Annotated in this window: 4 protein-coding genes and 1 pseudogene; all 5 read right to left on the minus strand. The window is 68.4% G+C overall.

Translation table 11 applies throughout. The annotated features are described in order from the left end of the window. Positions 1–6,707: two-partner secretion domain-containing protein (locus BM115_RS00005; RefSeq protein ID WP_092289319.1), on the minus strand; the 6,707-nt coding region annotated here is incomplete at its 3' end. A 61-nt stretch (positions 6,708–6,768) separates the two neighbouring features. After that, positions 6,769–7,575 carry a peptidylprolyl isomerase gene (locus tag BM115_RS00010; RefSeq protein WP_092289321.1) on the minus strand — a complete coding sequence of 269 codons (807 nt, stop codon included), beginning with the start codon at positions 7,573–7,575 and terminating at the stop codon, positions 6,769–6,771. 11 nt (positions 7,576–7,586) lie between these two features. Further along, a pseudogene (locus BM115_RS00015) lies at positions 7,587–9,329 on the minus strand (ShlB/FhaC/HecB family hemolysin secretion/activation protein). Then, positions 9,326–11,716, minus strand: coding sequence for a filamentous hemagglutinin N-terminal domain-containing protein (locus BM115_RS00020; RefSeq protein WP_255370645.1), 2,391 nt, complete (start codon positions 11,714–11,716; stop codon positions 9,326–9,328). Before BM115_RS00020 ends, BM115_RS00015 begins: the two are co-directional and overlap by 4 nt. A gap of 417 nt (positions 11,717–12,133) precedes the next feature. Continuing rightward, a complete protein-coding gene (locus BM115_RS00025) occupies positions 12,134–12,880 on the minus strand; it encodes a hypothetical protein (RefSeq protein WP_092289323.1) in 747 nt (248 codons plus the stop codon). Between the last annotated feature and the right edge of the window lie 8 nt (positions 12,881–12,888).

Consider the following 12,888-nt stretch of genomic DNA (forward strand, 5'->3'; position numbering starts at 1 on the left):
CCGCCGATCGCGCCTCCTGCACAATCACCACCTGTAAGGCCCTGCGCAGCACACCCCACCAGCGCATGTCCCAACACATTGGTCAGGATCGTCGAGGAGTCCGAGCCCGGCATGCCAATACCCGGCGCGCTTACTCCCACGGCGTTGGCCCCAACTGCTGCCGCATCCCTTACCAGCCCACCCACGAACGCCTGCCCAAAGCTTCCGCCATAGGCCACGGTGTTCACGCCCGCGCTGATGGCAGAGCGGACTACCGTTGCTTCGACGTAATTCCCCAGGTTCGCCTGCACCGCAGCCCAGTCGCCCTTGGCGATGTTGTCGCCAAAGCTTGTCACCCCGGGAGAGCTGAGGTCCAAAGCTCCCATCGCGCCTTGGGTCAGCCCGGCCGTTAGGCCGGATACCGCGCCCGCTTTCAGCGCGGCGCCGAGGTTGAGCGAGCCCGTGGTAATGACCTGCGTCACCATGCTGGACAACGTACCGGCAACCAAGCCGGAGATCGCCGCCGATAGCGCGACGCCCATCACGGAACCGGCAAACGTCGCACCAAATGCCGCTGTGACAACAACCGCCCCCGCCCCAGCCGTAACAATCGAGATCGCCACCGCCGCGACCATCGCCACAATCTGGCCGATGATGCCGAAGCCCTTCTTTTCCTTGATAAACCGGGTGTGGATGTCGTCCTGGAGCGTGTCCTCGGTGTAGTTCAGCCCGAGGCTCTCCTTCAATTGCGCCACCAGCGCCGCGCTGGCTTCCTCGTCCACGGTGCCGTCGGCTCGGGTGATCCGGAACGCGTCGTTCACCGCGTGGATCGTGCCGGCGTCGATGTCCATGCGCATCGCCGACAGGAACCCGCCCGGCTGCACCACCGTGCCCGTCACCACATTCCAGCCGCCCTGCGCCTTGTACGCATTCGTGCCGATGTCGACCACGTTCGGGCTCAGGTCCAGGCTGCCCGCCTTCACCTGCAACAAGTCACCGGCCGTGATCTGACCGCTGTTACGCAGTTGCCCGTCGATGTCCAGGCTGACGTTCTGCCCGCTGATCGTGCCGCCGTTGGGCGTCGCCAGCGCCTGGACGTAGCCGTCCGGCAGGTAGACCTGCGGCACCAGCGCGTTCACGCTGCCGCAGGCCGTGCTGGCCACCGTGCAGCGCGGGTCCGGGACGGCCTGCTCCACGTACCAGAGCATCGGCTTGTCCAGCGCGTGCATCTGTTCGTCGGTCAGCGCCGTGCCCAGCGCTATGCTGTGCTCTTTGGCGTAGTCCGCCGCGTTCTTGTACAGCGCCAGCTTCTCCTGGTCATCGACCGAGAGATTGTTCTGGCTGTCCCATGCCAGCCCGCTGACGAAGCTGTCCTGCCCGGTCTGCTGCAACGCGGCCTGATTCAACTTCTGCGATTCGGTGTACGGGTCGTAGTAGAACGTGACGTTGCCCGGCCGCAGTTCCGGCGGCAACTGGCCCAGCAGGCTATCCGGCGTCACGCCGGCCAGCACGCCCGTCGCCGGGTTCGGGTTGACGTATTGGGCACGGCCGCCGGTGTTCGTCGGCGCTGTCAGCGGCGTGCCGTCCGGCTTGGCGTTGAAGTGCCAGTCAACGGTGGCCGGCCCACCCGCCGTGGGCGCGGCAGGCGTCGCCACGATGACTGGGGTGAATTGCCACGGTTCGGTCGGGTCCGGTGTCGGCGTCGCGGGCGGCAGCGAGCCGGCCGGCACCGGCGGCGGGCCGAGTGAAATGACTTGAGTCGGCGGGGCCGCCGGGGGCGTCGGCTGGTTCGGGCTTGTGATGCCGTTGACCATCGCGGCGCCGGTGATGTCCACCGCCGCACCCAACAGGTTGCCGGTATTGACGATCTGGCCGCCCGAACTCACGGACAACGCATTGCCGGCCTGGATACCCGAGGCAATGTTGCCGATGGCGGCCCGGCCGCCGGTATCGTGCCAGCGGTCGCCGCCGCTGCGGTCTTCCTGCCAGCGACCAACCCAGTCCGCATTGAGCGCGATGGCCGTGTTGTCCACGCCGCCGGTGGCTTGCACGCTGACATTGCGGCCGCCGCTGATCAGCGCGCCGTGGTTGTTGACGCTGCCGCCCTGAATGAAGACATCGCGCGCGCCACTGATGACCGCCGCCGGCCCTGCCGCCGCGTCCTCCATCGCTGAGCACTGGCTGTTCCCATAGGTGCCGCCGGGGTTGCAGCCGCCCGCATAGGACGGATTCTGGCCACCGTAGCTCTTGCGCAATTGCACCGGGTCGAGCGAGGTGTTGACCAGCGACGCCGCCGTAATCGACACATCGCCCGAAAGCGACTGGATGGCGCCGGCCTGGTTCGTGACCGTGCCGCCCGCCGTGATGTCCACGTTGCCCTGGGCGGCGAGCGTGCCGCTAAGGTTCCTGACGTTCGCCGCGTTGATGGTCAGCGTCTGGCCCGCCGCCACCGTGCTAGGCGTCTGCTGCCACGTGACGGACTGGACCGTCGGCGCGCTGTCGTCCGGGCAATCGGCACCCGGCACGCACCCCTGGCGGGTAGTCACCTGGATGTCATGGACGCCCTGGTTGGTAAACGTGCCGGGCGTGGTAATGGTCACCTTGCCCGCCGCAGCCAAGTCCCCGGCATTGGTCAGGTCACCGGTGCCAGTCAGGGCGAGGTTGCCCCCCGCCGTGATCTGGCCGGCCTTGCCAAGCTGGTAGATGGTCGATGACTGGGTGGGAGCGCTGACGGCCGAGTTATCTGCCGCAACCCCCACGTTCATCGGCGATGCGGTCAGCGGTGGCGCGCTACAGCTGTCGCCCTGGCATCCGGGTGCCGGGGTGCCGAACATCATCTGCGTCGTTTCCGGCATCGTCCCGTCGACGTTGGCGCCCAACTGCACCAGTTGCGCGAGGAACGCGCTCAATTCGCCCGCGTTCACGCGGTCGGTCACGCTGTTCACCAGCGTGGCGGAGCGGCCGTTGTCGAGTAGGCCCACGTTCAGCGTCAGGTCGCTGCCTGCGGAGATGGCACCGCCCTTGTTGGAAAGCGTTGCGGCGGCAATCTCAAGCTTGCCCCGGCTGATGATCTGGCCGGCCACGCCGTCCGTCTGGCTGATGACGGTCCGGTCCACCGTCGGCAAAGCGACCACGGGGCTGCCGGCGCCGGCTTGGTTCGGTCCCAGGTGCCACATCGGCAAATAGACGATGCCGCCCTCGCCGCCGTTGTAGAACGGCACATAGCCGATGACAGGCGATACCGTCGTGCCATCTGGATTGCGCGTGACGTCGCCAATGCGAATGTCGAGCGGATCGCCCGGGTGCGGCCCGGAGCACGAATCGCAGTCGCCACCCACCCACGGCCGATAGCTGCCGATCACCGTCGAGTCCAGCAGCGCGTCATTCGCCACCTTGCCGGTCGTGCTGCCGGCATCCACCGGCCCGGTCCGGTCATTGATGACCGCCCCCGCAGCGATATGCATGTCGCGGTTCGCGCCGAGCACGCCACCGGTGTTCGACACCGTCCCGGCAATGTCGATCTTCACATCGCGGTTGGCCTGCGTCTTCGCGCCCGTGTTGTCGTAGTTCGAACCCGTGACAACGATGTCGCCCAGCGCCTCCGCCACGCCACGGTTGGTCACGTTGCCGTCCAGCGCGAGGTTGCCGTTGGCGTGCATCGTGCCGGTATTGGACAGATTGCCGGCCGACAGCGAGACATTGCTGCCGCCCACGATCTGCCCGGTGTTGGTCAGCGTACCGCCCGTGGCCAGCGACAGGTCGCCGGCCTTCTGGATCGTGCCGCTATTGGTGATGCCCTGGCTGGCATTGAGCACCACGCTGCCGCCCGGCACGGTCCAGGTACCGGTATTGTTGATCGCCAGCGCGCCCAGCGTCAGCGTGCCGTTGGCGTTGAGGCTTCCGGTGCTCGTTGCCGATGGGTCGAAGACCTGGTTCAGCGCGTTGACCGTCAGGTTGTTGCCCGCCAGGATCTGGCCGCTCGCGTTATTGAAGCTGCCGTTGCCGCCCAATACCGTGAAGCCGAGATTGCCCGTCAGCGGGCTCTGGCCGGTCAAATCGCCCGCGAACAGCGTGCCGCCCTGGTTCGCGGCCAGGGTGCCGGCGGTCACGTCGAGCCGCTGCGCACCCGCAATCAACCCGTACGCGTTGTCGAGCGCCCCGGTCACGGTGGCGTCTACGGTCTGGCCGCCGATGGTGCCCCGATTCGTCAGGTTGCCGACGTTGAACGCCGCCGCGTTGCCGGCCATCGTGCCGGTATTGATGACGGCACCACCGCCCACGCTCAGGGTCTGTACCGCAGCGGTGACACCCTGGTTGACGATGGTTGCCCCGCTCAACGAGACGTTCGTGCCCGTGCTGTTCCCGGACAGGGTCAGCGCGCGCGTGGCGCCAGCGTCCAGCTTGCCGTTCACGGCGTTGCCGTTCACGGCGTTGCCGTTGCCGGTGGCCCCCGCGCCGATCGTCACGTCATTGCCGCGCAGCGTGGCGTCGCCGCCAATCCACGTCAGATCGCTCACTTTCGCCGAGCCGCCCGCCGCCACGCCGAGGTTGCCGCCCACGAGCGTGCTTCCCGACATGGTCACGTTCTGCGCGCCGCTCACCGTGGCGTTGCCGAGGCTGGTCAGCGCGCCGCTGACCGTCGCCGATCCGCCCGCAGCCGTCAGCGTCGTATTGCCACCGCTGGACAGGCTGCCCGCCACGACGGCGCTCCCGCCCGCGCCGATATCCGCTTCGCCATCGCTGGTCAAGGCACCCTGGATCGCCACATTGCCTTGCGTCGCGCGGATGCGGGTGTCGCCGGCGCTTTGCGCCTGACCGCCCACGGTGACGTCGCGGGAAGCGGTCAGCGTCAGGCCCGCGTTGCTACCAATCTCCCCGCTCGTGCTGATGCTGCCGTTCTGCGCCGTCACGTTCAGCGCGCCGGTGGACAGCACCTGCCCGCCCAACGCCGCGTCTGTGCCGGCCGTCACCGTCAGCGTGCCCGGCGACACCACGTTGCCGCTGGTGGTCACGCTGCCAGTGACACCCGTCAGCGCGACGTTACCCGCCGTACTGCCGGCGGCGCCGCGAATCGTCAGGTTGCGTTGCGATGCCAGGTCGAGGTCTCCGGCCGACACCGCGTTGCCGTCGATCAGGGTGTCGCGTGCCGCCTGCAACCGGATCGCGCCCGGCGACGTCACGTCGCCGCCGAGCCGAATATCACCGCGCCCGTCCTGCCCCGCCGCCTTCACGAGCACGGTGGCGCCATTGACGGCGCCGCCAACGTCCACGCTGGCAGCGGCATCCAGCGTCACCGCCTCCGCCGCCTTCACGCCGCCGGCGCCGTTGATCGCGCCGCCAGCCGTGACGGTCAGCGCCCGACCCGACTCCAGCGTACCGCCCAGCGTGACATCCCCACCCGCCTGAGCCGTGTAGCCCGCCTCTGCCTGGCCGTTGCCCGACGCCACGATCGCGCCGCCCGCGTTGAGCGCCGCCGCCTGCTTGGCATAGGTGCTGCCTACTTTGAGATTGCCAGCCGAGTCGATGGTCAGATTGCCGGCCGATGCCGCCAGGTTGCCATCGGCGCGCACGCCCACGCCCGCCGTCGTGCTGATGATGTGGATCTGGCCGGCGTTCATCGCACCAAATGCCGTGGCATCAATCGCCAGCCCGTTGCTCGCGCTGGAATTGGAGGCGGCGCTATTCGCCCCGGCGGCGGCAGTGGTAAAGCCATCGCCCAGCGGCGTTACCAGCTGGCGGCCGGCCACCACGTTGATCTGCTTGCCCGCGTTCAGCGCGGCGTCAATGCCGATCGACTCGCCAATCAGATTGATGTTGCCGACCGTGCCCTCGATGCCCGTGGCAGCGCTGCCCGGGTTGGGATTGCCGATCTGGATCCTGCCGCCTTCCACCAGGAAGCCCGCCGTGGCGGCGGTGTCGAAGCTCGTGGCGGTGCCGGCAGCGGACAGCCATTGCGGCGTGCCGGTGGTCAGCGTGACCTGGCTGGTATTGGTGAAGCCCGCGCCATTGGTGTAGACGCCGCCGGGCGCGGCAATCACGAGCCCTGCCGCCGCACCGAAGATCTCCACGGTGCCGTTGATCTGCGCCGGCGCGCTGCTGGTGACCTGGTTGACGATCAGCCGCGCCGGCCCCGACGCGGCCAGATTGGCATTGCCGGCAACCTGCCCGCCCAGGAAAGCGCCACCGCCGGTCGCACTATTGTTCAGGATCAGGCCGATGGGATCGACGACAAACGTGCGGTACTGGTTGAGCGAGATGCCCTGCGCGTTCGGCGTGGTGATGCCGACGACCGGTACGCCGCCATCGGGCGCACCGGGTCCCGTGGTCACGGAAATCGATGGCGTAAAGCGCACCGGCGCGTTCGGATCGGTAATCGGCGCGGCCAGCGCCTCCGCCGGGCCAAAGCGCAGCAGCACCGGCAGCTTCGACACGGCCCAGCGCAGCAGCCCTTGCCGCACCGCGCCGCCGTGCACGGCCAGTGCATCGACCTCCGTCGCCCCCGCCGCCAGCGCGCCCGCCGCCTGCCGCGCTTGCTGCAGGGTGATCTGCACCGGCCCAAGCCACAACGTGACGGCCACCGTCGCCGCCACCGCCCGTGCAAGCAGGCTGCGCCGGCCCCGCTCGGCCAGCGAAGCTGGCTCCCGCGTATCCGTCGGGACGGTCGCGGCGGTCGGGGCGTGAATGTTCAGGGCGTGGACGGACGGCGTGGCCGAGCGGTCGCGTTGCATGGCGTTCCTACGAGTTCTTCCAGGGGGCGGCAATGACGGGGTTACTGACGATGGCGGCAGGTCACTGGGTGATCTTTGCCTTGGTCAGCAGGCCGGTGACCAGGGCCACCGTGGCGCGCTCGAGCGCCTGCGCCTGCAGTGCCTGCCGGATCCCCGGCGCCGCCGCGTCATACGACGGCACCTGCGTCGGGCGCAAGGCGTCCACCTTGACGAGGTAGCGACGGGCGTTCCAGGTCACGGCGTTTGGGCTCACCCCACCCGCCGGCAGCGTGGAAATGGCCTCGGCAATCGGCAGCGGCAGGCTTTGCGTATGGCCTTCCTGCGCGGGCACCTTGAAGCTGATCCAGTCCAGCGCCCCGCCACTGGTGCGGGTGGGTGCCAGGCTCATGTCCTGGGCAACCTTGGCGAAGTCCTCGCCGGCCTTGATCCGTGCCAGCGCCTTCACGGCCGCCGCATCGTCGGCCAGCTCGATCACACGCGCCTTGTACTCCATGGCGCCCAGCGACGCCGCGATGGCGTCGTACCGCGCGCGGACCTGCGCATCGGTCACCGGCTCGGGCTTGATCCGATCCTTGAGCCATGCCTGCGTCAGGATCTGATTGCGGGCCTCCCGCAGCTGGGTCTGCACCTCCGGGCGGGCTTCCAGCGCCTTGTCCTTGCTGGCTTCCTGCCGGAACAGCTCGCGCGCGATCAACTGCTGCTTGATCACCTCGCGCGACTGAGGCGTGTCTGGCAGGCCAGCCGCCTTTGCTGCCTCGACGATGGCGGCGTCGGAGATCGTCACGCCATTGACCGTTGCGGCGTGGGCAACATGGAGGCCGAGTGCCAGAACGACGCCGGCAGCGAGGCGGGAGAGAATCGGTTGCATGGTTTGGGTTCCTAGTAGATCCAGTTCAGCGTGGCCAGCAGGACGGTCCGCTTGGGGCCGAGGTTCGCGGGCTGGGCCAGTGGCGCGCCAGCCAGCAGTTCCCCGCTCAGGGTCTGGCCGGCCCATTGGGCCGACAGGCGAACGCCTGCCCCGGCGCCAGCCACCGCTTGCCATTGGCGGGTGGCCACGTACTGGGCCTCGCCGCCGTCGAGAAAGAGATAGGGTTCGATGCGGATGCCGGCCACGACGGGCGCATTGGCCCAGGCCAGTTCGTTGCGCAGATAGGCGCCGCGATCCCCGGCAATCCCGCCTTCCCGGAAGCCGCGCACGGTGCTCATGCCCCCGGCGTAGATCTGCTCCGAGCCGAATAGCGCGACGTTGGTCCATTGGCCCGAGAGTTGGGCGCGCCACGCGAGCACCGCCCCGCCGCCCACCGGCGGGAGCGGCAGTTGCAGCGTGGTGCTGGCATCGAGCTTGTTGAACTGGGCGTGCGCCTCGTCTTGGCGGATATCGGACGGATCGCGCGTGGCGTGCAGTGAGGTCAGGCCACGCGAGTACCCGGCGTCGGCCGTCACGTAGCCCTGCATGCCATTGGCGGCAAAGCGCCACAGGCCGTTCCAGCCGGCGCGCAGCACGGTCAGCCGCTGCGGATCGAGTTGCAGGTTGTTGATTTCGCGCTCGCTCTTGCGCCACGTCAGGGTCAAGTCGAGCGCCTGCCGGCCGGTCTGACCGCGCGTGATCACGCGGTTCCAGCCGAAGGTATGACCGATGCTGCTGCCTTAGAGCAACGCCGTATCACCGATGGTGTTCTGGTACTCCGACAGCGATGCCGTGTAGCTGAACGTGTTGTAGCCGAATGGCAGCGCCGCCGAGGCCACGGCGGCATTGGTGTCGGTCGTGCCGACATAGCTGGCCGAGAACGATTCCTGCAGCCCCAGCGCGTTGTCCGCATCCATGCCGAGCCGCGTGCGGGCGATGCCCGTGCTGCGGCTGCCGTAGTTATCCACGCCGGCGTTGAACCGGAAGCGGTCGCCGGGCGGATTCGTCAGCGCCACGACCGACCCGCCCGGGGTCTGGCCCGGCAGGATCTGCATTTCCGCGCGATTGCGGCGCAGGCGGTTGATCTGGTCGACGCCCTGTTCCAGGTCGGGCAGGCGCAGGGTGTCGTCTGGCGCCGGAAACTGCCAGGCCGTGCCGGCATCCGTCACCCAGCCGCCACCCACCGTATCGAACAGTGGCGCGCTGCCAGGCCGGAGCGTGCGGCCATTGAGCTGGAGGGCTTCCACCTTCCCCGTCACGACGGTCACCACCAGCACCCCGCTGGCGAGGTTCTGCTCGCCAAGGTAGGCGCGCGTGGTGATGTAGCCACGGGCCACGAACGCCTCCGTGAAGCGGCGCAGGAGCAGGTTGATCCGGTTCGTGCCAAGCGCCCGGCCGACGAAAGGTGCGGTAATGGCCGCGACTTCGGCATCGGCCAGCACCGTGTTGCCCACCACATCGATCCGTGCGATATCGAAGGTGGCCGAAGTCTCCGCCATGTCCTCGACGCGCGCGTCGGGCGCCACCACGACGCCCCTGTCGATGCGGGCCGGCGGCTGCGTCGCCTCGCGCTCGAGGTCGCGCTGGCGCTGCTCCCGCAGCAAACGCTGGGCGGGGTCTTCCGGAACGATGGGGCCCGGCGGCAGCGCCTGCGCCCAGGCCGCCGTGGCGGCCGTCCAGGCTGCCGCCCATGCCACTGCGTGCCGGGTGCTCATCGCCATGCCCATGACGTCAGCCCCACATGGCTTTCGATGCTGACCGGGTCCTGCTGGCGGGGCCGCACCACCGTGGTGTTCCCGGCCACCGTCACGTCACCGTCCAGGCTACCGCCATCGATCACGGCGTCGCCGCTCAGGCGCGTGCGGCCCGTGGCCATCCAGCTTCCGCCCACGTCCATGGCATAGAGCCGCGCCCAGGTGTCACCGAAGAACACCTTGAAACCGCGGTCCCGGGCGATCGCCGTGTAGCCGGTAACACCAGTGGCATAGGTGAGCGGCGCGTTGACCCTGAGGTCGCCCACCGCCAGCACGCGCCCGCCGATGTTCTCGGCCACGCGGCCCGCCGTGATGTCGATATCGCCGCCGGCGGACAGCAGCCCACCGCTGACAGTCGTCGTCGAGGACGCCGAAGTCCGGCACACGATCATGCACGTGCGCGAGAGGTGCGCGGCGCCGCTGGTGACGCCTTCGGTCCGGAACGTGTCGGCCGCCTTGATAACGATTGATCCGTTGTTGGCGTAGATGTTGCCCCCGGTATTGATCACATTGCGCCCACTCAGCGTGGTGCCGGTCTCGGAAAGCAGGTAGGCGGTCTGGTCCGGGCGGTCTACCGTCCCGTAGTCGATATCGAAGGTATTGCTGCGCTTCGACAGCACCAGCCAGCGCCGCCCGGAGGATGCGCCGATAACGGGCTGTTCGGCGTTGGCGCCATCGGACTTGGTGATGGCGTTGACGAGGTCGCCGGCGGCGGTCACTTCGAGCCGGGCGTTGGACAGCATCCGCGCGTGGCGGTTGATGACGTCGCCGCCGGCGCGCACCACGACGTCGTCGTTGACGCCGAAGAGGATGGCGAGGGAATCGGGCGTCGATTCGTTGCGGAGCGAGCCTCCGGTTTGCACCGTGACCGCGCCGAGGGACGCCGCCGTATCCTGAATGCGCGTCTGGCCCTGCACCAGCGCGCCCAGGTTGACCATGTCGCCATCGGCCTGCACGAGCACGCCACCGCTGCGGGCGACGACGGTGGACTGACGTGCTGCCGACTCGAGTTCGATCGATCCGGCGTGCAGCCTGATGTCGGTGGCGGCCAGGATGTCGCTGTCACGCAGGGCAAAACGCCCGGCGGCGTCGATGTTGGCGGCGCCGCCCACGGACGTCAGCACCGTTCCATCGAGTGCCACGTCATGGGCGCCGACGATCAGGTGCCCGCCTGCCGAGGCGCGCGTGCCGGTCAATTGCATGGCCGTGCCCGCGTCAAAAAGGCCGATGCCGCCGCTGGCATCGAGCGTCGTATCGGCCAGCCGTACCGGTTCGGTATGGACCTGGCCGCTGGCGCCGATCACGATGTCCCCGGCTCCCTTGGAGCCGGCCCGGATCGCGGCATTGGCCAACTCCACCCGGTCTGAAGCCACCGACACATGCCGCCCCGCCTCCACCGTTCCCGTGCCCCGCAAGCCACCGCTGGCTACCACCACGTCGCGATTGGCCTCGAGACGGCCCGATGCGAGCCGCAGGTCGCCGCTCCCCGACACAACGAAATCGCCGGCGGTCGCATAGGCCGCGCCAGCATACCGCACGCCGGCGCCCTGGTCCGTCACCATCAGTTCGATCCGGCCAGCCATCAGGCTGCCTGCGGCCGTGATATCGAGCGCAATGCCATTCGCCGGGGTGGCGGACGGCGCGCTGTAGGCAATCCAGGGGGACAGGTTGTCGGTTGGGGAAACGCTGGCGTCGATCTCGGCATGGCTGTCACCCACCACTGCGCGGACGCGCGCGTTGGCATCCGCATACAGGTTCTCGACCTTGCCGGCGATGCGCAATTGCTTGGCGATCAGCTCCAGGTTCAGCAGCGTGCCGGACAGCCCGCCGGGGCCAATGTCGATGGCGCCCTGACGCGTATTCAGCACGAGGTTGCGCTGCAACTGTCCGTTGACCGTGAAATCGTTGAACGTGACCTGCCCCGTGGTCAGCGCCAGGTTGCCCATGTTCCGCACCACCATGCCGTTGACGCTGATGCCGTTGGGATTGGCGATCACGACGTTCGCGCGGGGGCCCAGCACGCTGAGCTGGCCCTCGAGCAGGGACGGATTGGTGCCGGTGACCTGGTTGAGGATGGTGCGTGCGCGCGCCGCCGCGTTGTCGAGATCGACCCCGGCACGCGGCACGTTGAATTCGCGGTAGGTATTGGCGGAAACGCCGCCCACGGCGCCGGCCACGCCGACCGTGATGCGGCCATTGGCGCCCGTGACGGCCGTGGTGGCAGTGCCGCCGTCCGGCACAACGCCGGCGGCAAGGCAGTGCGCGGCCAGTGCGAACTGGCTCAGACCCGTGACCCATCCGGCCACCCCACGCGGCAGCCAGGCAAAATTCCCCCGTACTCGATACAACGACCTGCTCCCTTCTTTCTTATCCTGTGCTGCGCATGTGACGAACGCAGCGGCTATCGGGGCCGGAAGATAACAAAGGCGGGATCTGCCTCAAATAGCCGATCGGCTAAAAGCACCCGCGTCGTGGGCGGAGTGCAACGTTGCAATTTGAGGCGATTTCGTAATTTTTAAGGGAGAAGTAAGCAGGATTAAATTCAAGCCGCACCGCGCACAGCAATGCGTGAACACCCCACATCTCACGCCTGACGCCAGTTACATCACGACATGAGGTTAAGGATGATGTGCGGCGTGCCGTTATCTGTCGATGCGGGGGATTGCACCTTGTCGAAAGACGTCCGAGCGCCCACGCCGCCCCTCCCCCACCGACGAGGGAGGTACCCCCTCAATCGTGGGATTTGCAGAGCCGCGCCTGCCCCCCTAGAACAACTCCCCCTCCCCACCCCCACTCGGCCAGGCCGACCGGAATGCGTGGGGATGCATAACGACCCCTGCCGCGTCCAGCTGCGCCGTGGATAGCACGAGGTGGCGCGCCAGCCAGTCGTGGAGGCTGCGCAGGAAGCGGATGTTGTCGAGGTTGTTCGAGGCGGCGATCAGGCGTTCCAGCTTCACGTGGGCCGTGTAGACGTCGAGCAGGTTCAGCATGCGGAGCTTGGCTGGCGTGGCGGCGCTGCGTTCGATGGCCAGCACGCGGGTCACCTGGGCGTTGGAGAGCGCGCCGCCCTGGGCGATCTGCTGGTAGAGGTCTTCCAGCGCCGGGAAGCGCACCGTGGGCTGCACGCGTGGCACGGCGGCCACCTTCTCCATGCGTAGCACCACGTAGCGCGTGGCGGCGTTGCGGCGGGCGAGTTCCTGCTCGGCGGCGGTGGCCTTGCGGCTGCGGCGCGGGGGCGGGATGTCGGTGAAATCGGGGAGGCGCGGCACGGCGTCGCGCTCGGTGTAGTCGGGCACCTGTTCAAGCCAGGCCGGCTCGGGCAGCGCGGCGCGGGCACAGTCGGCGCCGAAGGGGTATTCGTGGCCATCCGGCCCGCGCAGGATATAGGCGTGGCCCTCGGGAAAGCCGTGGTGGCGGCCGCCCTTGGCGCCGCGCGCGTGGCAGCGGGTGTTGGCGGGATCGACGAAATCCTTGCGAACGGGAATCCAGCCGCCGGGCGGGGCCTGCTTCATGGTGACGA

The sequence above is a fragment of the Cupriavidus sp. OV096 genome, assembly GCF_900115455.1.
In the GTDB taxonomy this organism is placed as follows: Bacteria; Pseudomonadota; Gammaproteobacteria; order Burkholderiales; family Burkholderiaceae; genus Cupriavidus.